General features: G+C 62.8%; 22 protein-coding genes and 1 pseudogene. 18 read left to right on the forward strand and 5 right to left on the reverse strand.

Going from position 1 to position 19,566, the window contains the following annotated elements; all coding sequences use genetic code 11:
* Positions 1-18 precede the first annotated feature (18 nt).
* The 4 genes and pseudogenes from F6X39_RS10855 (at position 19) to F6X39_RS10870 (ending at position 1,954) form a co-directional block, all read left to right on the forward strand.
* Complete coding sequence (locus tag F6X39_RS10855) at positions 19-402, forward strand: hypothetical protein (protein ID WP_090809669.1); 384 nt, start codon at positions 19-21, stop codon at positions 400-402.
* A gap of 316 nt (positions 403-718) precedes the next feature.
* Positions 719-1,163: pseudogene (locus F6X39_RS10860) on the forward strand (3-keto-5-aminohexanoate cleavage protein); the annotation flags it as partial.
* 3 nt (positions 1,164-1,166) lie between these two features.
* Positions 1,167-1,457, forward strand: coding sequence for a 3-hydroxyacyl-CoA dehydrogenase NAD-binding domain-containing protein (locus tag F6X39_RS10865; RefSeq protein ID WP_187616613.1), 291 nt, complete (start codon positions 1,167-1,169; stop codon positions 1,455-1,457).
* A gap of 185 nt (positions 1,458-1,642) precedes the next feature.
* On the forward strand, positions 1,643-1,954 hold the full coding sequence (locus F6X39_RS10870) for a DUF4148 domain-containing protein (RefSeq protein ID WP_187616614.1): 312 nt from the start codon (positions 1,643-1,645) through the stop codon (positions 1,952-1,954).
* Between the two features lie 165 nt (positions 1,955-2,119).
* Here F6X39_RS10870 and F6X39_RS10875 read toward each other — a convergent pair whose 3' ends face one another.
* Positions 2,120-2,698 (reverse strand): TetR/AcrR family transcriptional regulator, encoded by a 579-nt coding sequence (locus F6X39_RS10875; protein WP_187616686.1) that lies wholly within the window; start codon positions 2,696-2,698, stop codon positions 2,120-2,122.
* A 130-nt stretch (positions 2,699-2,828) separates the two neighbouring features.
* On the opposite strand from F6X39_RS10875, the gene F6X39_RS10880 reads away from it, so the two are divergent.
* From F6X39_RS10880 to F6X39_RS10890, 3 genes are all read left to right on the forward strand, one after another.
* Positions 2,829-3,563 (forward strand): SDR family NAD(P)-dependent oxidoreductase, encoded by a 735-nt coding sequence (locus tag F6X39_RS10880; protein WP_187616615.1) that lies wholly within the window; start codon positions 2,829-2,831, stop codon positions 3,561-3,563.
* A 102-nt stretch (positions 3,564-3,665) separates the two neighbouring features.
* Positions 3,666-3,863, forward strand: a complete 198-nt coding sequence (locus F6X39_RS37595; RefSeq protein WP_410450027.1) for a hypothetical protein — start codon at positions 3,666-3,668, stop codon at positions 3,861-3,863.
* A 13-nt stretch (positions 3,864-3,876) separates the two neighbouring features.
* Entirely contained in the window at positions 3,877-4,476 is a 600-nt protein-coding gene (locus F6X39_RS10890) for an NADPH-dependent F420 reductase (RefSeq protein ID WP_187616616.1), read from the forward strand.
* Here the strand turns inward: F6X39_RS10890 and F6X39_RS10895 are convergent.
* Positions 4,440-4,724: a DsbA family protein gene (locus F6X39_RS10895; protein WP_187616617.1), complete on the reverse strand. Its 285-nt coding sequence runs from the start codon at positions 4,722-4,724 to the stop codon at positions 4,440-4,442. The two genes, F6X39_RS10890 and F6X39_RS10895, sit on opposite strands and share 37 nt — an antisense overlap.
* Before the next feature lie 238 nt (positions 4,725-4,962).
* On the opposite strand from F6X39_RS10895, the gene F6X39_RS10900 reads away from it, so the two are divergent.
* Positions 4,963-6,669 (forward strand): FAD-dependent oxidoreductase, encoded by a 1,707-nt coding sequence (locus F6X39_RS10900; protein WP_187616618.1) that lies wholly within the window; start codon positions 4,963-4,965, stop codon positions 6,667-6,669.
* Between the two features lie 54 nt (positions 6,670-6,723).
* On the opposite strand, the gene F6X39_RS10905 is transcribed toward F6X39_RS10900, so the two are convergent.
* Entirely contained in the window at positions 6,724-7,608 is an 885-nt protein-coding gene (locus F6X39_RS10905) for a pirin family protein (RefSeq protein ID WP_187616619.1), read from the reverse strand.
* 41 nt (positions 7,609-7,649) lie between these two features.
* Positions 7,650-9,230, reverse strand: coding sequence for a cation:proton antiporter (locus tag F6X39_RS10910; protein WP_184031332.1), 1,581 nt, complete (start codon positions 9,228-9,230; stop codon positions 7,650-7,652).
* A gap of 495 nt (positions 9,231-9,725) precedes the next feature.
* Here F6X39_RS10910 and F6X39_RS10915 point away from each other — a divergent pair, with 495 nt between their 5' ends.
* Complete coding sequence (locus tag F6X39_RS10915) at positions 9,726-10,721, forward strand: alpha/beta fold hydrolase (RefSeq protein ID WP_187616620.1); 996 nt, start codon at positions 9,726-9,728, stop codon at positions 10,719-10,721.
* A 158-nt stretch (positions 10,722-10,879) separates the two neighbouring features.
* Complete coding sequence (locus F6X39_RS10920) at positions 10,880-11,206, forward strand: hypothetical protein (RefSeq protein ID WP_187616621.1); 327 nt, start codon at positions 10,880-10,882, stop codon at positions 11,204-11,206.
* An 8-nt stretch (positions 11,207-11,214) separates the two neighbouring features.
* Here the strand turns inward: F6X39_RS10920 and F6X39_RS10925 are convergent, their stop codons facing one another.
* The gene (locus F6X39_RS10925) at positions 11,215-11,496 is read right to left on the reverse strand and encodes a XapX domain-containing protein (RefSeq protein ID WP_184031326.1); all 282 of its coding nucleotides are present in this window, start codon (positions 11,494-11,496) and stop codon (positions 11,215-11,217) included.
* A 285-nt stretch (positions 11,497-11,781) separates the two neighbouring features.
* On the opposite strand from F6X39_RS10925, the gene F6X39_RS10930 reads away from it, so the two are divergent.
* From F6X39_RS10930 to F6X39_RS10965, 8 genes are all read left to right on the forward strand, one after another.
* Entirely contained in the window at positions 11,782-12,468 is a 687-nt protein-coding gene (locus F6X39_RS10930; RefSeq protein WP_184031324.1) for a hydrolase, read from the forward strand.
* A gap of 164 nt (positions 12,469-12,632) precedes the next feature.
* Positions 12,633-12,800, forward strand: coding sequence for a DUF1427 family protein (locus F6X39_RS10935; protein WP_187616622.1), 168 nt, complete (start codon positions 12,633-12,635; stop codon positions 12,798-12,800).
* 28 nt (positions 12,801-12,828) lie between these two features.
* Entirely contained in the window at positions 12,829-14,718 is a 1,890-nt protein-coding gene (locus F6X39_RS10940; RefSeq protein ID WP_187616623.1) for an amidohydrolase, read from the forward strand.
* Position 14,719: 1 nt separating this feature from the next.
* Complete coding sequence (locus F6X39_RS10945; RefSeq protein WP_187616624.1) at positions 14,720-15,166, forward strand: DoxX family protein; 447 nt, start codon at positions 14,720-14,722, stop codon at positions 15,164-15,166.
* A 40-nt stretch (positions 15,167-15,206) separates the two neighbouring features.
* Positions 15,207-16,121: a glyoxalase gene (locus F6X39_RS10950; RefSeq protein WP_187616625.1), complete on the forward strand. Its 915-nt coding sequence runs from the start codon at positions 15,207-15,209 to the stop codon at positions 16,119-16,121.
* Positions 16,118-16,813 (forward strand): YoaK family protein, encoded by a 696-nt coding sequence (locus F6X39_RS10955; protein ID WP_187616626.1) that lies wholly within the window; start codon positions 16,118-16,120, stop codon positions 16,811-16,813. The genes F6X39_RS10950 and F6X39_RS10955 overlap by 4 nt, the downstream gene beginning before the upstream one ends.
* Positions 16,814-16,905: 92 nt before the next feature.
* Positions 16,906-18,420 carry an alginate export family protein gene (locus tag F6X39_RS10960; protein ID WP_187616627.1) on the forward strand — a complete coding sequence of 505 codons (1,515 nt, stop codon included), beginning with the start codon at positions 16,906-16,908 and terminating at the stop codon, positions 18,418-18,420.
* A 313-nt stretch (positions 18,421-18,733) separates the two neighbouring features.
* Positions 18,734-19,519: an AraC family transcriptional regulator gene (locus F6X39_RS10965; protein ID WP_187616628.1), complete on the forward strand. Its 786-nt coding sequence runs from the start codon at positions 18,734-18,736 to the stop codon at positions 19,517-19,519.
* The last annotated feature ends 47 nt before the right edge of the window (positions 19,520-19,566 follow it).

The following is a 19,566-nucleotide window of genomic DNA, read 5'->3' on the forward strand; positions in this document are numbered from 1 at the left end:
ACACCATGCGAGGACACCATGGAATTCGAATACGATTGGCTCACTCTTGGGCGTCACCGTATCCGGTTGCGCTCAACAAAGGGGTTCCCGACCGAGACGATGCGCACGGCGGTCGAAGTCATCCGGCTGGCGATCGACAGCAACATGAGTGCCCGGGCGCGGCTGGTTGAAGTGGTGTTCCGGCAGGAGTCCGCTTACGAGATTGCTGTCGGCACCACGTTCGCCGACGACCGGCTATGCGCGCCCCAGCTGGAAGCGGCGATCGCGACGGTGCTGGGCCTGCAGCCCGCGCAGATCACTATTTTCGTGACCGTGGTCACCCAGGAAGAGGTCGATCTGCACTTTGGTGTCTACGAAAGGATGCTGGCTGAAAAGCTCGGCGTGGTGCCGCTGATCCAGTGACGTCGCGGCAGGCAAGGAGCGGGGGATCGGCAACGGGCGAACTGCGCGCCTGCCGGTGCGGACGGCGGCGGCGCCTTTGCTGCAATGCAATGAGGAGTATCCGATTCGGCCGCCCTCATTGCGGAGCATCCTGCAGCCGGATGCGGGAGGGTCTCGAAGAGCGTGTCATATCCCTGATAGCGCATTCGAACGCAGATTGTTCGCCGCCTGGATTCGATCAATCGGCTTCCGGAACGGCGCGACACAACTGATAAGACGCCCGCATGCGTCAAATTTATGGCGATTGTCGACGATGTAGCCTAAGTCGTCGAGGGTCCCTTTGTGGCCGGTCAGCCTCGCCGACATCGTCCAGGATGTTCAGCGCGCCATCAACGAGGGGCTCGACGACGCACCGCACTTTATCAATATCGTGATCGGCGCCAATGCGTTCCGGGGCGCGTTGCCCTACACGCCCCGGCTGTTGCAGACGATGATCGATCATCTGCCCCGCAACGCCGTCTTCAACGTCAGCGCTATCGGCGCCGCGCAGTTGCCTGCCGCGACGAACTCGCTGTTGCTGGGAGGGGACGTGCGCGTCGGACTCGAAGACAATTTCTACTAACAGACAAGGTCAGTTGGCCGCCAATGTTCACCTGGTCGAGCGGCTTGTTCGCCTGGTCCGCGAGATGGGTTACGAGCCGGCCACGCCGGCTGAAGCACGGAAGATCATTGGGCTGCGGCCGTTGCGCGAACCAATCCACGCTGTCTGCCAGGAGGGCTAACCGATGACAACGCGAGCCGTCAACGTCGCCGTCGTCGGCACTGATGTCATTGGCGCGGGTTGGGTGACACACTTCCTGGCTCATGGTTTCGCCGTCACGGCGACCGATCCCAGCCAGGGGGCCGAGTCGCGCCTGCGCAACTGGATCGACGATAGTTGGCCTGTAGTGGAGAGGCGCGGGCTTGCAGACGGCGCCTCGCGGGACAAGTTGACGTTCACGCCTGACGTGGGCTCCGCGGTAGCCGGGAGGAACGATGCTTGCTGCTCCTGCGGCGGATCAACCGAAGGAGCGTGATAGGGCCGAAGGGCACAAACCGGGCGAGAAGGTTCAGACGTGTGGAATCTACAAGGTGGTGAGAGAAGGCGACGCCGGCTCCGGCTTCGAAGTGACATGCGTCGAAGGCGGGCATTTTCACCCGCAGCGGCAACGGTGCGCACTACGAGTTGGTTCACGGCGCGGCGCAGGGAAGGAGACGTACTATGAGAAATCGGCCTGGAACACAGTCAATACTTCCCGCTCTGGTGATTTTGCTCACCGGCTGTGTCGCCGGTGGCATGTCGTATACCGGGCCGCACCTCACTCCGACAGAGTGCCGCGACCTGGCGGCGCTCAAGACAAACGCGCCCCCTACGATGGCGCAGCACCAAAGCGAACTCGCTGCCTTGAGGAAAGCGGGCTACGACCCGTCACCGTGGTTTGATGATCCGTATTACCCGGATGATCTACAAGCGGCACAGCGCCTGGTCGACTATTGGTTCCAAACGGAGTGCCAGCACCTTCAACCCGGCTGAGATAGAGAGATCGAGGACTGACCCGGATGTCTCCGCGCGGCCAGAAGCGGCCGATCGATCAAGTGCGGTAATGGCCATTCGAGTGTCGGCTCCAGTCAGCTTTCCGCCGTCTGGTTCGAATCCCCGGGGCTTTCCTGGTAGGAAAGTATGCGTCGGCGATCTGATTCAACACGTTGCCTTCTCGACATCGTTGCTCGACCGGTTTGTCAGGATGGCGCTCGTAATAATGTGAAAGAGATGATCCCCGCGTGGCGCGAATCCGGGTTGGCCGTCGAGCCAGCCGAGCGCCGACATCAGGGCGAACAGGTCGACCCCATCCATATCGGCGCGCGCCGTTCCCTCGGCCTGAGCACGGCGCAGTAGTCGCGCGCCCGCTGAACGCAGCGCTGTGCTCGAAGCGTGAAGCGCGGAGTCAGGGTCCGCGTGCGCGGTCGCGAACAAGGCGCAAATGCCGCTATAGCTACGAACGAATGCAACCCCTTCGCGAAACCAGGACACCAGCGCTTGGTCAGGCGGATTCGACGTTTCTAGTTTGGCTGCCTGCTGTATCAGTTCGTCCACGTTCATACGCAGCAACGCTTCGAACAAGGCTTCTCGTGTCGGGAAATGGCGAAACAGGGTGGCCAACCCGACGTCGGCCCGGCGGGCGATATCTCGCATGGACGCATCGGCGCCATGCTCGGTGACGACGTCACGCGCGACCGCAAGTAGATGGCTGTAATTTTTTCTAGCGTCGGCTCGCATAAATCGCCTTGACAATCGGATCGGTGATCCGTATAAAATGAAGCTGTATCTGGATCGGTGATCCACAAGATACAGCACATTTGTGCAAATGGGAACCGAGACGCTGTCCGACACCACGAAAGGAGATGTCATGGGAAAGCTTGAGGGTAAGGTTGCAGTCATCACGGGCGGATCGAGCGGCATGGCGCTGGCGAGCGCCAAGCGGTTCGTTGAAGAAGGCGCCTATGTTTTCATCACGGGCCGCAGGCAGGAGGTGCTCGACGAAGCCGTCAAGCAGATTGGCCGGAACGTGACCGGCGTGCGCAGCGACGCGGCCAATCTCGACGACCTCGACCGCCTGTTCGATACAGTCAGGCGTGAAAAGGGCAAGATCGACATCCTGTTCGCGAGCGCTGGCATGGGCAAAGCCGTCCCATTGGGCGAGATTACCGAGCAGCACTTCGATGCGGAATTCGGCCTGAATACGCGCGGCACGCTGTTTACGGTTCAGAAGGCGTTGCCGTTGTTCAACGATGGCGGATCGATCTTCATGACCGGGTCAGTTGCTTCGGTGAAGGGTTTTCCTGGTTACGGCGTGTATGCGGCGAGCAAGGCGGCGTTGCGCTCATTCGCACGCACTTGGCTCAACGAACTGAAGGGCAGGAATATCCGGGTGAACGTGCTGAGCCCGGGGCCGATCGCCACACCGATGCAGGACCAGGTTCTCACCGAGGAGGCGAAGCGGATGTTCGAATCCCTGATCCCGCGGGGAAAGATGGGTCGTCCTGAGGAAATTGCGACGGTCGCGCTGTTTCTTGCTTCAGACGATTCGAGCTTCGTGAATGGGGTGGAATTGTCTGTCGACGGCGGCTTCTCGGCTATCTGAAATCGCGCCGAAAAGCGCGTAGGGGGCCTGTCAACTTGACGAAGATGGTCCGTGTTGCGTCTGTAAATATGAAATCCTGATCAATAACCTGGATTGGTTTCGGTGATTGTCCAGCGGGTATTGTCACGTCTGCTCGCGCTGTCGTCGCTGCAAACGGCGTTGAAGGCGCTCGGCTCCGCGTGTCTGCTGTGGCTCGCATGGCGCATCGCGCGCAGCGGGCCGCCTGACGCGGGCAACGGTCCCGCGCGCCCGGTTGCCAATAATCACCATGGGTCCATGGTTGATCAAAACGTCACCTGAATGGAGAGTTCGCATGAGCTATTCGATTATTGGCTTTGGCGCGGTAGGCCAGGCACTCGCTCGAGCGTTTGCAAGAAAGAACATCGACGTAACGGTCGCCAGCCGGCGCCCTCCCGAGACGTTGATGCAGCAGGCACGAGCGATCGGCCCTACCGTCGTCCCCAGGACGCTGCAGGATGCAATCGCGTCCGACACGATCTTCCTGGCGGTTCCTTTCTGGGAGCACCGCGAGGTCGCGAAGCAGATCAAGAGTTGGAAGGGCAAGACGGTCATCGACGCGACAAATGCTTATGGCGTTCCCGTCGAAGAGCTACAAGGTCTGCCGTCCTCCGCAGTTGTCGCCAAAGCGTTTGCCGGGTCCATGTTCGTAAAGGGCTTTAACCATCTGCCCGCCGCCGTTCTGGCCGCTGATCCGAGTGTGAATGGCGGCAGCCGCGTCGTGTTTCTGTCGAGCGATGACGAAAGTGCGGTGGCACCGGTCGCGGCTCTGGCTGAACAACTCGGTTTCGCGCCGATTGCGCTAGGACCGCTCAAGGATGGCGGTTCGCTCGTCCAGGCCAGGGGGAATACCTGGGCTCAACTGATCTTCAAGGATCTCGTCAAGTTCAAATAGCGGCGCGTCACGGCAAAGTCACGTCCGCCCAGCATTTCCGAGCGAGTCCAGCTACCGAACTCGAGCCTTCGGTAGGCGCGCCGGTGCATCCCTTGAGGCGGTATTTCCGGGTTCAATTCGAACGGAAGATAACGAACATCTAATTCGGGAAGATCGTCAAGGGCCTTGCCGGCCTCCAGATTTCGATGTCCGATCCAGCACCATGGACAAATGAAGTCGTCGGCGATCGTGATTTTTGCGCGTTCCATGGCATGCCCCGTGGGCAAGTTGCGATGCTCACCAAGCAAAACAACACGAGCTCCCCGCTGAATATACTCGGCGCGCGAGCTCGTGTTGCGCGTGGCGCAATGGCCCATTCGATGGGAAAGCGCTTCCCCTGGGGTTGCTGGTCTCTTCAGAACTATTCAGCTTCGCAACAAGAACTTTTGGGCTTGATGTCGCTAACATCCGGACTCGAACTCAACGCGGCCGGCAGGCGAGGCGAATATGATCGACGCAGGTAATACGAACGCAAGCTCACTCGACTCTGAACTTCCGTTTTCGTCCCTTGAATATCGGCAGCATCAAATGTTTCCGCGCCTTTCCAATGCGGAGATACGCAGTGCGAGCCGCTATGGCCGCCCGAAGTCGTTCAAGGCCGGCGATTCGATCTTCAGGACCGGGCGCATTGCAGAAGGGCTATTCATCTTGCAGCGCGGGAGTGTGCGGATCTATTCGTGCGACCCGCAAGGGCGTACCACGGTCGTGACAGACCATCATGACGGCCATTTCATGGCCGAAATGGCGCAACTCACCGGCAAGCCGTCGCTGGTGGACGCGATTGCCATGACTGACTGCGATACGCTCGTCCTGAACTCAGAGCAGTTGCGGGCGCTGATCATCGCGGACGCCCAGTTGGGCGAGCACATCATGCGCGCGTTGATCCTGAGGCGTCTCGGGCTCATCGAGCAGGGGCTCGGTCCCATTATCGTCGGCAAGGGTGACGACGCGAGGGTGGTCCGCCTGCAAGGCTTTTTGCGGCGCAATGCCTATCCGGCTGCGGTGATCGATGCACACAAGGATTCGGACGCCGTGCAGCTGCTCGCCGGCCTCACTTCGAAGGCCGACGATTTCCCGCTTGTTTTTTGCCCGGACGGGTCGGTCCTGAGGGCGCCCGACGAAGTGGAGCTCGCCACCCGGCTCGGCCTGGTGCCGACGTTCTGTGCGTCGCAGTGCTACGACATCGCTATCATCGGCGCGGGTCCGGCGGGCCTGGCGGCGGCCGTTTACGCGGCGTCGGAGGGGCTTTCGGCCGTGGTTTTCGATCGGCGCGCGCCAGGTGGTCAGGCCGGTGCGAGCGCACGTATCGAGAACTACCTTGGCTTTCCGACCGGCATATCGGGGCAAGCTCTTGCAGCACGCGCGTTTCAGCAGGCATTGAAATTTGGTGCTCACGTGGCCATTCCCACTGCGGTCGATCGGGTCGAGGGCGCGGCGGGCAACTTCGTGCTCGCGCTTTCCGATCGACAGTGCGTGCGTGCGCGGACAGTCGTGGTCGCGAGCGGAGCAGTGTATCGAAAGCCTTCCGTGACGGGCTTTGAGCGCTTCGAGGGCAGAGGGATCTACTATTGGGCGTCGCCCATCGAGGCGCGTCTAGTCAGCGGGAAAGACGTTGTGCTGATCGGTGGCGGTAACTCGGCTGGGCAGGCTGCCGTCTTTCTCGCCAACTTCGCGAAAAGCATACGCGTTTTGATACGTGGCCATAGTCTCGAAGCCACCATGTCCCGTTACCTGATAGACCGGCTCAGCGCTCTGCCAAACGTGTCGATCTGCGCAAGATGCACGCTTGAATCACTGGAAGCGAGCGACGGTGGTCTTGAGCGAATTCGCGTCTTTCATCACGAACAGGGTAGTGAGCTCATTGAGATACAGCATCTTTTCCTGTTCATCGGCGCCGATCCAAAAACAGACTGGTTGACATCGATGGGCGTTCAACTGGATGAGCGCGGCTTTGTGGAAACGGGGCCGCCCGATGCGAACGCAGGCACTGAGCGCTTCCCACTCGAGACGAATGTGCCGGGGCTTTTCGCGATCGGCGACGTCCGATCAGGCGCGCCGAAGCGGGTGGCCGCAGCGGTAGGAGACGGCGCAGCGGTAGTCAGCCAGATTCATGCGTGGCTCGGTCGAGACGAAGCGCGCGTCAAGGCTTCTTGAGGCGCGCAATGAGCGGCATGACGCGCCAAACGCAATCGCTCCCCAAGTCGATGCTCAATGTGTGCCACGCTCGGGTTGAGGCGTCCACTCATGCTCTTCGCCAGGCACCTTGCCGAAGGTCCGCGGAGCCCAGGCTTGCCGCGCAGCCACAATTTTCTCGCGCGAACCAGACACGAAATTCCACTCGATGAAGCGTTCGCCCGGCAGGTGCGCGCCGCCGAGGAGCATCACGCGCGCGCCATGCGCGCTGGCGAGTTCGACCGTTGCACGCGGCTCCAGCACGGCCATCGTTGTCGGAGACAACGGCGTCCCGTCGATGGCCAGATCTCCGTCGACGAGATAGACGCCGCGCTCCTCGTGCTCGGCATCGAGTGCAAGGCGACCGGCAGCCGCGAACTCGGCATAGACGTAGAGCGTGGGTGAAAAGACTTCGACCGGCGAGGTCTTCCCGAAAGCCGTGCCTGCGATCACATGGACGGTTGCCCCGTCGCGCGTGAACGTCGGCAGCGTATCGGCCGGATGATGAATGAACGCGGGCGCGGCGTCTTCGTGTTCGACAGGCAGCGCGACCCAGGTCTGAATGCCGTGGATCGCCTGTTCAACTGGCCGATCCTCCAGCGGCGTGCGTTCTGAATGGACGATGCCGCGACCGGCCGTCATCCAGTTCACGTCGCCGGGTACGATTTTCTGCCGATAGCCGAGGCTGTCGTGATGCATGAACGAGCCTTCGAACAGGTACGTGACGGTCGCGAGGCCGATATGCGGATGCGGCAGCACATCCACGCCGCTGCCAGCGGGCAGCACGGCTGGCCCCATATGGTCGAAGAAAATGAATGGTCCGATGAGGCGCGCGGCACGGGCGGGAAGCACGCGCCGCACGATCAGGTTGCCGATGTCGCTTTCGCGCGGCGTGAGCAGAGCCTTGATCGTAGTGGGCATGATGAATACCTTTCGCTAAGGGCCGAGGTGGAGGCAAGCCGTCACGGTTCGAGCAGCCGCAACAGCCGCAGCTCCTCGAAATCAAGTTCGGATTCGATGCGATGCAGGACCGCGTCGTCCACCTTGCCGTCGCGATGCAGGCCGAGCAATGCCTCGCGCGACACGCCGACGAGTTCGAGTTCGACACGCAGGAAGTGCGCACGGTGTTCGATTCGGTCCGCACCCAACTGGTATGCGCTTTCGTTCGCGGTGACGCGAATCCGGTATTCGGCTAGCAGCCGCTCGAACGTCGCGCGTTCGATGCCGGACGAGCGCTCGTCGATTTCCTCGAGCGCAGCGAGAGAGGCGCCGAACGCATGGGCGCGCGCCTCATGCTCGGACATGGTGTGACGGGCTGTCGGGCGCAGTTTCAGCAGCCGGATGAGCGGCGCGAGGCTGCCGCCCTGCACGACAAGCGTCGCGATGATCAGCAGAAATGTGCTGAAGACGATCAGGTCGCGGCCGGGGAAATTGTCTGGCAGCGCGATTGCGGCCGCCAGACTGACGACGCCGCGCATACCCGCCCAGCCGAGCACAACCGCTTCCTTGAAGCTCCACGGCTCGCGGCCCGAGCGTTTCGCGCGTATCTGGTCGGGCAGCCAGATCGCAGCGAACACCCACGCGAGGCGCGCAACGATGGCTGCCGCAGTTGCCGGCAACGCGACACGCAGCCCGGCCGTCAACACGGCCGATTCGTGATTCACCCGTGAGAGGAGTGCATGCAGTGTGAGGCCGATCAGGATGAAGACCAGCGCCTCGAGCACGAACACGACCGCTTCCCAGGTCGCCTTGGCTTTTATGCGCATATCGGCGTCGAATACCCGATGCTGGCGGATGCCGAGCACGAGACCGCAGGTCACGACGGACAGCACACCCGATCCGCCGACGGCCTCCGCGATACCGTAGCTGGCCCACGCCATAACGAAGGTCACGACGATGCCGAGCATCGGATCGCCCAGACGCGGCAGCACCCAACACATGGCCTGGCCGCACACGATGCCGACCGCGATGCCGATCAGGGTAAGCGTAAAGAACAGCACCGATCCGCTCGTGACCGTGATCGTCGCGGCTAGCGCTGCCGAGACCGCCATTTGATAGAGCAGCAGGCCCGACGCGTCGTTCACGAGGCTTTCGCCTTCCAGCACGGCCACGAGCCTGGCGGGTAGCGGGTGGCGCTGAAGGATCGCTTTGGCGGCGACCGCGTCGGGCGGCGAGACGATCGCACCGAGCGTGAAGCACGCCGCCCATGGCAGGTTCGGGTTGAAGGCATGCACGGCGACAGCCACTGCGACGGTGGTGAATGTCACGGCCCCGAGCACGAGCGAAACGATCGTGCCGATGCCGCGTTGGAATTCCTTCCACGCCGTATAGAACGAACTCGACATCAGCAGCGGCGGCAGCACGGCCGCGAGCAGCAGGTTCGGGTCCACGTCGGGTACGCGCCTGCCGGCGACTGCGATCACACAGCCGCCGAGCAGCAGAACGACGGCAGGCGGGATCGCGATGCGCTCCGCGAGCCACGTCAGGGCGCCCGCTCCGCAGATCAACAGCAGGAGGTAATGAAAAAACTCGACGTTGTTCATCCGCTAGAAGCCCGGGGATTGCACGTCGATCAGACCGTAGACGACCCCGGCGAGAGTACCGGCAAGCAGCGAAGGGATGTACGGATTCATGATGCGAGTCTTGGTTGGTGAACGTGGCGTGACAGCAACTACGCGAAAGGAGGCTCGCGGAAAAAGTATAGGTTCGTCTGGATCAGGCAGAGTCTGATTAAGAATATTTAATCTCTGGCGCATGCGAGATATCCGTTCGATCGAGCTTTGGGGTCGTGCGTGAGCGCGACGACGGCGCCGAATCGTGGCTAAAGCTTTTGCGCCTCGCTGGGCGCAAAGGCATTGCGGCTTCATTTCAGGACTTTTCAGTTTGCGCCAAGGACTTCGGCCGCTTGCATCATTAGAGTGCCTGCCGGCATGTGGCGCTATTCAGCGAGTTCTCGCTCCTCGCCGCATCGCTATCCATCTCAACACGCAAGGTCGTCGCCACGCCCGCGCGCGGCGATGCAACGACGGAGATCTAGCATGAACACCCAGCAAATCGATTCGACCAGGCCTTCGGCGTCGCGCCGCAGGCTGCTTTCGGCAAGTGCGGGCATGGCCGGCGCCGTGGCAGCCATGTCGAGCCTGTCCGCGAACGCAGCCGCGTCCGTGACGGGCGGCTCGGCGCATACGCACGGCACCTCGCATCATCACGGCGGCAACTACGTGAGCGCGAAGGACGGCACGCAGATCTTCTTCAAGGACTGGGGCACGGGCATGCCGGTCGTCTTCTCGCACGGCTGGCCGCTCTCGGCTGACGCGTGGGACGCGCAGATGCTCTTCCTGGTGAATCAGGGCTACCGGGTGATCGCGCACGACCGCCGCGGCCATGGCCGTTCGGGCCAGCCGTCCGAGGGCAACGACATGAACACCTACGCCGACGATCTCGCGGCTGTGCTGGACGCGCTCGACGTGAAGGGCGCGATGCTCGTGGGCCATTCCACGGGCGGCGGCGAGGTGGCGCATTACATCGGCCGCCATGGCGAAAAGCGCGTGGCGAAGGCCGTGCTGATCGGCGCGGTGCCGCCGCAAATGGTCAAGTCTGCGAACAATCCGAACGGTTTGCCGATGTCGGTGTTCGACAACATCCGCGCGGGCGTGGCCGCGAACCGCTCGCAGTTCTATCTGGATCTGGCCACGCCGTTCTACGGCTTCAACCGCCCCGACGCGAAAGTCTCGCAGGGCCTCGTGCAGGACTTCTGGCGCCAGGGCATGGCCGGTTCGATCAAAGGCCAGTATGAGTGCATCAAGCAATTCTCTGAAGTCGACTACACCGACGACCTCAAGAAGATCAGCGTGCCCACGCTGATCCTGCACGGCGACGACGACCAGATCGTGCCGATCGACGATTCGGCGAAGCTCTCGGCGAAGATCGTCAAGAACGCGACGCTCAAGGTGTACAAGGGCGCGCCGCACGGCATGTGCAGCACGCACGTCGATCAGGTCAATGCGGACCTGCTCGCGTTCCTCAAGTCCTGAGGCGCTACGACGAGATCTGCGTGACGCGCCTGCGAGGCAACGCGCGTCTGTTCAGAACTCTTCAGCTTGTCACAAGGACTTTCAGGCGCGCGTCGCCTCAGCGAACAGGCCTCTTGCTCCTGGCGCCCAGTTTTGAGTGGCTTCGAAAAGGGAATGAAATGGGTTTGAAACTGCAAGGCTCGCACCCGCATAGCCTCGAGATCGCGCGTCTCGCTGCCGCCGTTCGTGCGAACGCTGACGATGCGCGTGTCTGGCGCTGGTACGCCGACCTCATGGAAGACGGACGCGTGAGTTGCACGCGTACGCGCAAGGGGTGGCTGATCACGGTAGACGGTCGCTGCACGGTGGAAGACGAGTCGTTTGATTGCGCCGTGCGTCGAGCGGAGCAGACATGGAGTGACATCGCGCAGTCCCAGGTCAAGCTGCTCCGCCGCAGCAAGACCGCTGTGAAGACAACCGCCTCGAATTTACCGCGGCTTCGGTGAAGCGCCGCTCAGAATGAGGATGACTGCTGGTCCCTTGCGGCCGCGTTGGAGCCTTGAGCGCCCGGCAGCGAGCCGAACATGTGCTGGCTGCATTTCGCCTCGCGCCATGCGGCACCCAACTTGTAACCGGAGAGCACCCTGCGTGCGAGGGGAAGTATCTGCTCGCCGGCCAGCATGCCGAGCAGGCCCATCAGCGCAATGGTGGGCGGGGCCGGCGATTGCACGCCGATCGCACCATAGACGACCCCGGCAAGGATGCCGGCCAACAAGGAAAGGATATACGGTTTCATAGTGCGAGTCTCATTGACGACCTGTCCCGTGACAGGATCTACCCAGCGAATTCGTGGAAAGACTACCGGCTACTCTGGATTAAAAAAATACCAATTAAGAGCTTTTAAGATTAATTCTTTGGGCAATAAAATTTAATCCCTTTTTAGTTGTTGCTGCTCTGTCCTTGCGTGTCAAATAACCGGAGCTGGATGTCGAATTGCCCAGCGCCAATGCACATTGGACGCCTGCCGGTCATGCCGGCATGGCGGCTTCCTCCTCTCTCCGGTTCAAAGGACCTACCCGTCATGAACAATTCGAAGCTCGAAGTTCTCACTCCTCAGAACAGCCAACTGATCATCATCGATCACCAACCGCAAATGGCGTTCGGCGTTCAGTCGATCGACCGCCAGGTGCTGAAGAACAACGTCGTCGGTCTGGCCAAGGCGGCCAAGGTGTTCAACGTTCCGACCACGATCACCACGGTCGAGTCGCAAAGCTTCTCGGGTTACACGTATCCGGAACTGCTCGACGTGTTCCCCGAGCACAAGGTGCTCGAACGCACGTCGATGAATTCGTGGGACGACCAGAAGGTACGCGACGCGCTCGCCGCGAATGGCCGCAAGAAGGTGGTCGTGGCGGGTCTGTGGACCGAGGTCTGCAACACGACGTTCGCGCTCTGCGCCATGCTCGAAGGTGACTACGAGATCTACATGGTGGCCGACGCATCGGGGGGCACGTCGAAAGACGCGCACGACTTCGCGATGCAGCGCATGGTCCAGGCGGGCGCTGTGCCCGTCACGTGGCAGCAGGTCCTGCTCGAATGGCAGCGTGACTGGGCTCACCGCGCGACCTACGACGCCGTGATGGCGATCGCGAAGGAACATTCGGGCGCGTACGGCATGGGCGTCGACTACGCGTACACGATGGTCCATAAGGCAGCGCAGCGCACGGCTACGCCGCACGAGGTGCTGCCGGCTGTACCGGCACGCTAATCGCCTCCGCGATCGCCGAAAGCGGGGCGATGCGCTCCGCGTGAAGTCGGCGGCAGCGCACGCGGTCTGCCGATCGCTGCGCTGCAGTCCATTGCCCGCGAGGTACTCGGGTTGAACCGCGAGGTCTCGCATCAGCATTCCAATCTCACGGAGAGACTGATCGTATGGAATCTTATCTGATGTCCCTCGGTGCAGGGATGCTGATAGGCGTGATCTACAGCGTGATCAAGGTCCGCTCGCCCGCGCCTCCGCTCGTTGCCCTCATCGGCCTGCTTGGCATGTTGATCGGCGCACAGGCCATTCCATCCCTGCGGCAGTTGTTGGGCCTTTAATCGAACTGATAGAAACGAGGAAACGCAAATGGGCGCAACCGCTACTCATCCCGATCTCATTTTGCACAATGGACGGTTCACCACGCTGGATCGTTCGAACCCGATCGCCAGTGCCGTGGCGATTGCCGATGGCCGCTTCGTCGCGGTCGGCAGCGATACCGACGTCATGCCGCTCGCGGGCCGCGCAACCAAAGTTATCGATCTCGGTGGCCGGCCGGTGCTGCCAGGCCTCATCGACAATCACCTGCATTTGATCCGCGGCGGTCTGAACTACAACATGGAGCTGCGCTGGGACGGCGTGCGCTCGCTCGCCGTTGCCATGGAGATGCTCAAGCAGCAGGTTGCGATCACGCCCGCGCCGCAATGGGTGCGCGTGGTCGGCGGCTTCACCGAGCACCAATTCGAAGAGAAACGGCTGCCGACGCTCGATGAGTTGAACGCCGTCGCGCCGGATACGCCGGTCTTCATCCTGCACTTGTACGACCGGGCGCTGCTCAATGCCGCCGCGTTGCGCGTGGTGGGCTACACGAAGGATACGCCGGAGCCGCCGGGCGGCACGATCATGCGCGACAGCGCGGGCAACCCCACCGGGCTGCTGCTGGCCAACCCCAATGCGTCGATCCTCTACGCGACACTCGCGAAAGGCCCGAAGCTGCCGCTGGAGTATCAATACAATTCGACGCGTCATTTCATGCGCGAACTCAACCGCCTTGGCGTGACCGGCGCGATCGATGCCGGCGGCGGCTCGCAGAACTATCCGGACGATTACGAAGTCATCCGCAAGCTCCATGATGCGGGCGAGATGACGGTGCGCATCGCGTACAACCTCTTCACGCAAAAGCCGAAGGCCGAAAAGGAAGACTTCGTGAACTGGACCGGCTCGGTCAAGTATCACGATGGTTCGGACTACTTCCGCCACAACGGTGCGGGTGAAATGCTGGTGTTTTCGGCGGCCGACTTCGAGGACTTCCGCGTGGCGCGCCCCGAACTGCCGCCCGGAATGGAAGGTGAACTCGAAGGCGTGGTGCGGGTACTCGCACAGAACCGCTGGCCGTGGCGCCTGCATGCGACCTATGACGAAACCATCAGCCGTGCGCTCGATGTGTTCGAGAAGGTCAACAAGGATATTCCGCTCGACGGAATCAACTGGTTCTTCGACCACGCGGAAACCGTTTCCGAGCGATCGATGGATCGCATTGCGGCGCTGGGTGGCGGCATCGCGGTTCAGCATCGCATGGCCTATCAGGGCGAGTATTTCGTCGAGCGCTATGGCGCGCAAGCGGCACAAGCCACGCCGCCCGTCGCGAGAATGCTCGAGAAGGGCATCAAGGTTTCGGCCGGCACCGATGCGACGCGCGTCGCGTCGTACAACCCGTGGGTGTCGCTCGCATGGCTCGTGAGCGGCAAGACAGTTGGCGGTCTGCGGATGTATCCGCAACGTAACCTGCTCGATCGCGATACCGCGCTGCGCATGTGGACGGAGTACGTCACGTGGTTCTCGAACGAAGAGGGCAAGAAAGGGCGCATGGTGCCCGGGCAGCTCGCCGACCTCATGGTTCCGGACCGCGACTTCTTCTCGTGCGCGGAGGACGACATTGCCGGCACCACCGCATTGCTCACGGTGGTCGGCGGAAAGATCGTCTGGGGCGCGGGTCCATTCTCGCAACACGATCAGCCAATCCCGCCTGCAATGCCGGACTGGTCGCCGGTGCGCCAATACGGCGGCTATGGCGGCTGGGGCGCTACGCAGCGCGAGGGCGCGCCGCTCGGACGCGCCGCTGCCGCGGCGATGTGCGCCTGCGCGAGCGCCTGCGATCTTCACGGCCATGCGCATGCGAGCGCGTGGGCCAGTGCATTGCCGACGTCGGACGCAAAGGGCTTCTGGGGCGCATTCGGCTGCTCTTGCTGGGCGATCTGACATGACGATATGGAACGGCAGCAGCAACCCCGCATGGGTTCGTTCGCTGCTATCGCCGCCGTGGGTTGGGCCGCTCGTGCGCCTTGCGCTCGTGTCCGCCTACCTCATCGGCGGTGTCACCAAAGCGCTGAACTTCGAGGGCGCGATTGCGGAGCAGGCGCATTTCGGCCTGCACCCGGCCGCCCTCTGGGCAGCGCTCGCGGTGGCGGTCGAGATCGTCGGCTCGCTGTGCGTGGTATTGCGCCGCTTCGCGTGGATCGGCGCAGGCGGCCTCGGCATGCTGACCGTCGTCGCGATGCTGGTTGCCAACGACTTCTGGAACCACGCCGGTGTCGAGCGCTTCATGGCGCTCAACAGTTTTTTCGAGCATCTAGGACTGATCGCGGGGCTCGTGCTCGCGATCCTGCTCGGCGATTCGCAGCGTCCGGCCGGCGAGAGCCGCGCCTGACCGATTGATCAGTACGATGAAATATCAAGGAAATTCCGCTATGAAAGCAATTCGCACTGCCTTAGTTGCCCTGATGATCGCGGGCGGTCTCGTCGCCGCGCCCGTTTCTTTCGCGAAGCCGCCCGTAGCGCCGGTCGAAGCGCCGTCGGTCGCAGTCGGTCCGCAGTACGACACGACGCACGTATACGTGGCACCAGAGGACTTCGACCGCTTCACCGACAGCTTCGCGGCGACGTTCGGCGGCAGCAAGTCGAAGCAGGGTGTGTTCCAGGTCACGCCGACACCGAGTCAGACGATGTCGCAGCTCGTATTTACCCCGGCAGGCACGATCTCCGTGTTCGGCTTCAAGACGCCCATGCCGTATCCCTTCGGCGCGGAGCGCACGGGCTACCTCGTGACGGACATGGACGCGGCGGTGAAGTCGGCGCGTGCACTCGGTGCGGATGTGATCGTCGATACGTTCCCCGACCCGATCGGCCGCGATGCGATCATCACGTGGCCGGGTGGTACCAACATGCAGCTCTACTGGCACACCGAGGCCCCGCACTACGACAAGCTGCAGACCATTCCCGAGAATCGGGTCTACGTGTCGCCGCAAAGCGTGCACAAGCTGGTTCACGATTTCGTCAAATTCTCGCACGGCAAGGTGGTGTCCGATGACCTGAAGGCGCCAGGTGTCGAGATCGGCAGACCTGACGACACCTATCGCCGCATTCGAATCGAATCGCCGTTCGGCAAGATGACCGTGCTCGTGACGGACGGTCATCTGCCTTACCCGTTCGGGCGCGAAGTGACCGGCTACGAAGTATCGAATCTGGCCGATACGCTTCAAAAGGCGAAGGCCGCTGGCGTCAACGTGCTGGTGCCGCCGTTCACCTCGGCCAGGCGTGATGCCGCGGTCGTGCAGTTCCCGGGCGGCTATATCGCCGAAATTCACGCAGGCGCGGCGCAATGAAGTCCGAGGACACGATCCTTGCCGCGATCGCCGGCTTTGTCGACACGCTGAGCTTCGTTGCACTGTTCGGTCTGTTCACCGCACACGTGACGGGCAACTTCGTGTTGATTGGCGCCGGCATCGCCGGCTCGGGGCAGGGCGTTCTGCTCAAGCTGATCGTGTTCCCCGCGTTTATCGGCGGGGTCGTTCTCAGCAGCCTGCTCGTGCGTTGGCTCCCGCAGGGGCATGCGCGTCAGGGCGCACGCCTGCTCTATGCGGTGCAGGCCGTGCTGATCGTCGGCTTTTGCCTCGCCGGCGTATGGGCGACGCCGGTCAGCCGGCCCGACAGCTTGCCTGTCATCGTGGCCGGCGTCGTGGGTGCGTTCGCGATGGGTGTGCAGAATGCGCATCCGCGCCTGATCCAGCGTCCTGGCGTGCCGAATACCGTAATGACGGGCAACGTCACGCAAGCCGTTCTGGACGTGATCGACATGCTGTCGCCGGGCACGGTCGACAGCGTGCGCGCGGCGGCGCGCTCGCGCTTCGGGTCGATGATGCCGGCCATTGTCGCGTTTGCGGTTAGCGCGGTGGCCGGGGCACTGGGGGTGGTCTACATGGGATTCTGGACGCTGCTTGCGCCGGCGTGCGCCCTCGTCGGGCTCGCGGTGACCACGGGAGAGCATGAGCGCGCGAGCGCACCGGGGCACTCATGAATCCAGGCGGCGTAGGGAATCACCCCGCTCAGGCCCGGCGCGTGAGCGGGACGGGCAAACACAAACATAAGCCGACACAGGCAAGGAAATCCATGGTATCGAGCACGATGCGCGGGCGTCGATTCGAGAAGGCCGCGCGCTTGACGGCCATCGCCGGGCTGTTGCTGATGGGCGCCGACGCAGCGTTCGCGGATACGGCGGCGCAACCGGTTGCAGGTGCGAGCCTCGCGGCTGACTCGGCCGGCGCGACCACTGGCACGGTGGCGAATGACGCCACAACGACCGACGCGTGCAACGTCAAACGTCCTGCCGTGATGTTCAACCGCTGGCAGGAGGACTGGTCCGTGCTTGCGAACCCCTGCGTTCCGCGCAAGCCGCTCGACAGCCTCAAGTACCTTCCGCTCGGCGGCGACCCCGCCTCATATCTGTCGCTTGGCGCGAACCTGCGTGAGCGTATCGAAACCAATGACGCCCCGCTGTTCGGTATCGGCTTTGCGCAGTCGGATACTTATCTGATTCAGCGCATCGAAGTGCATGCCGATGCACATCTCGCCGAGCACTGGCAGTTTTTCGTGCAACTCGTGGATGCGCGGGCGTTTGGCAAGAACGTGGTCACGCCGGTGGACAAGAATCCGCTCGATCTCGAGCAGGCATTCGTGGCCTACACCGGAGCGGTCGGCGGCGGTACGTTCAAGTTTCGCGTTGGCCGCCAGGAAATGGCATTCGACTTGCAGCGTTTCATTGCCGTACGCGATGGCCCGAACGTACGACAGGCGTTCGATGCTATCTGGGCAGACTACGAATACCAGAAGTGGCGCTTTATCGCCTACGCGACGCAGCCTGTGCAGTACCGTAACGCGACGGTGTTCGACGACGTGTCGAACCGCAATCTCACTTTCAGCGGCGTGCGTTTCGAGCGCCAATCCGTCGGGCCGGGTGATATGTCCGGCTACTGGTCGCGCTACAACAACACCAACGCGCGATACCTCGACGCTCAAGGTTCTGAGCACCGCGACGTCTGGGACCTGCATTATTTCGGCACGCGCGGCCGCGTCGATTGGGATGCCGAGGCGATGCTGCAGACGGGAACGGTCGGTAACAGTACGGTTCTCGCGTGGGCGATCGGCTCGCTCGCGGGTTACAAGCTCGACCTGCCGTGGACGCCGCGCGTCGCGCTGCAGATCGACGCTGCCTCTGGCGACCGGCACCCGCATGATGGGCGGCTTGAGACCTTCAATCCGCTATTTCCGAACGGCTATTACTTCACGCTCGCAGGCTATACGGGTTACGCGAACCTGATCCACATCAAACCGTCCATCACGCTCAAGCCTTCGGCCAGTCTCACGCTGCTTGGCGCGCTGGGCTTCCAGTGGCGCGAGACGACCGGCGACGCCGTGTACCAGCAGCCGAATCAGCCAGTGCCGGGCACGGCGGGCAAGGGCAGCCGGTGGACCGGCATGTATGTGCAGTTGCGCGCGGACTGGACGATTGCGGCAAATCTGGTAGGTTCGGTCGAAGCCGTGCACTTCCAGGTGGGAAACTCGATTCGTGAGGCGGGCGGCCGCAATGCCGACTACGCCGGCGTCGAACTCAAGTACGGGTGGTAGGGCTCGTCGGCGATCAGGCTCGTGGCGATCCGGGCGGCGTGAGGAGCGTTGCCGGGATCGCGCCATTTGTCAGCCTCGTTCAGGCTCTGATTACGGCTGGCCCGATGGACGAAGGGGCTCGTTTGTTCAGGTGCTCAAGGCTAACAGCTGGCCGAGAAAGTTAGCATCGCCTTCGAGAGATTTTTGAGCTGCCCGCTTTTAGGCGAGGTGCGCGCTCACGGTGGCCGGACCCTGTTAGCCCGCCACGCAGCCGCGCCCCGCGCGCATGCTAATCTTGCTCCCTTCGCGGACGTCCCGCGTCAGAGCAGACACCATGACGGAAGCCTTCGATCCGGACGGCATCGAGCAAGCGGTCTTCGTGGTCGGCGAGCGCCATGCGACGCTGGACGAGCCGTGGCGCGCGTATCGGCGCGCGCGTCTGATTTGCGTTAGCGAAGGCGTGCTGACCGTGCGCACGGCATCCGGCCGCTGGGTCGTGCCGCCCGCCCGCGCGCTGTGGATCGCCGCGAATACGCTGCACTGCCTGCACGCGACGCGGCCGGTGCAGTCGTATTCACTCTACGTCGCAACCGATGCCGCAATGGACGCCACCGACGACTCCGCCGCCGCCGCGCCGCTGCCCGCGCAGACCGGCGCGCTGGTCCCCGACACACTGGTGCAGGCGCTGCTCGCGGCCGCGGCCGATCTGCCGCACGATCGCGCGCCCGATGAACCCGCCCGCCGTCTGCTGCAGGTGCTGCTGGATCGCGTCGCCGGCTTGCCCGCCGCGCCGCTTGGCTTGAACTGGCCGGGCGATCCGCGCGCGCGGCGCATCGCCGAGGCGCTCAGCGCGAATCCCGCGCAATCGCTGGTGCTGGAGGAACTCGCCGCGGCCGCGGGCGTGACCGCGCGCACGGCCGCGCGTTTGTTCGCGAAGGAAACGGGGCAGACCTTCGGTCAATGGCGCCAGCAGTTGCGTCTGCTGGCCGCGCTCGAACATCTGGGCGCCGGTGAGAGCGTCACGCAGGTGGCGCTCGAAGTCGGCTATAACGACGTGTCGTCGTTTATCGCGGTGTTTCGCGATGCGTTCGGCGACACGCCGGCCCGCTATTTCCGCTGATGCCGCTTCGTGGCCACCGCGCGAGCGTCGCCGTCGCGCGAAAACGA

The organism is Paraburkholderia sp. UCT2 (assembly GCF_014397665.1).
GTDB lineage: Bacteria > Pseudomonadota > Gammaproteobacteria > Burkholderiales > Burkholderiaceae > Paraburkholderia > Paraburkholderia tuberum.

Coding starts and splice junctions, on each gene's coding strand:
- F6X39_RS10855 (WP_090809669.1), top strand. CDS start 19: ATGGAATTCGAATACGATTGGCTCACTCTTGGGCGTCACCGTATCCGG.
- F6X39_RS10865 (WP_187616613.1), top strand. CDS start 1,167: ATGACAACGCGAGCCGTCAACGTCGCCGTCGTCGGCACTGATGTCATT.
- F6X39_RS10870 (WP_187616614.1), top strand. CDS start 1,643: ATGAGAAATCGGCCTGGAACACAGTCAATACTTCCCGCTCTGGTGATT.
- F6X39_RS10875 (WP_187616686.1), bottom strand. CDS start 2,698: ATGCGAGCCGACGCTAGAAAAAATTACAGCCATCTACTTGCGGTCGCG.
- F6X39_RS10880 (WP_187616615.1), top strand. CDS start 2,829: ATGGGAAAGCTTGAGGGTAAGGTTGCAGTCATCACGGGCGGATCGAGC.
- F6X39_RS10890 (WP_187616616.1), top strand. CDS start 3,877: ATGAGCTATTCGATTATTGGCTTTGGCGCGGTAGGCCAGGCACTCGCT.
- F6X39_RS10895 (WP_187616617.1), bottom strand. CDS start 4,724: ATGGAACGCGCAAAAATCACGATCGCCGACGACTTCATTTGTCCATGG.
- F6X39_RS10900 (WP_187616618.1), top strand. CDS start 4,963: ATGATCGACGCAGGTAATACGAACGCAAGCTCACTCGACTCTGAACTT.
- F6X39_RS10905 (WP_187616619.1), bottom strand. CDS start 7,608: ATGCCCACTACGATCAAGGCTCTGCTCACGCCGCGCGAAAGCGACATC.
- F6X39_RS10910 (WP_184031332.1), bottom strand. CDS start 9,230: ATGAACAACGTCGAGTTTTTTCATTACCTCCTGCTGTTGATCTGCGGA.
- F6X39_RS10915 (WP_187616620.1), top strand. CDS start 9,726: ATGAACACCCAGCAAATCGATTCGACCAGGCCTTCGGCGTCGCGCCGC.
- F6X39_RS10920 (WP_187616621.1), top strand. CDS start 10,880: ATGGGTTTGAAACTGCAAGGCTCGCACCCGCATAGCCTCGAGATCGCG.
- F6X39_RS10925 (WP_184031326.1), bottom strand. CDS start 11,496: ATGAAACCGTATATCCTTTCCTTGTTGGCCGGCATCCTTGCCGGGGTC.
- F6X39_RS10930 (WP_184031324.1), top strand. CDS start 11,782: ATGAACAATTCGAAGCTCGAAGTTCTCACTCCTCAGAACAGCCAACTG.
- F6X39_RS10935 (WP_187616622.1), top strand. CDS start 12,633: ATGGAATCTTATCTGATGTCCCTCGGTGCAGGGATGCTGATAGGCGTG.
- F6X39_RS10940 (WP_187616623.1), top strand. CDS start 12,829: ATGGGCGCAACCGCTACTCATCCCGATCTCATTTTGCACAATGGACGG.
- F6X39_RS10945 (WP_187616624.1), top strand. CDS start 14,720: ATGACGATATGGAACGGCAGCAGCAACCCCGCATGGGTTCGTTCGCTG.
- F6X39_RS10950 (WP_187616625.1), top strand. CDS start 15,207: ATGAAAGCAATTCGCACTGCCTTAGTTGCCCTGATGATCGCGGGCGGT.
- F6X39_RS10955 (WP_187616626.1), top strand. CDS start 16,118: ATGAAGTCCGAGGACACGATCCTTGCCGCGATCGCCGGCTTTGTCGAC.
- F6X39_RS10960 (WP_187616627.1), top strand. CDS start 16,906: ATGGTATCGAGCACGATGCGCGGGCGTCGATTCGAGAAGGCCGCGCGC.
- F6X39_RS10965 (WP_187616628.1), top strand. CDS start 18,734: ATGACGGAAGCCTTCGATCCGGACGGCATCGAGCAAGCGGTCTTCGTG.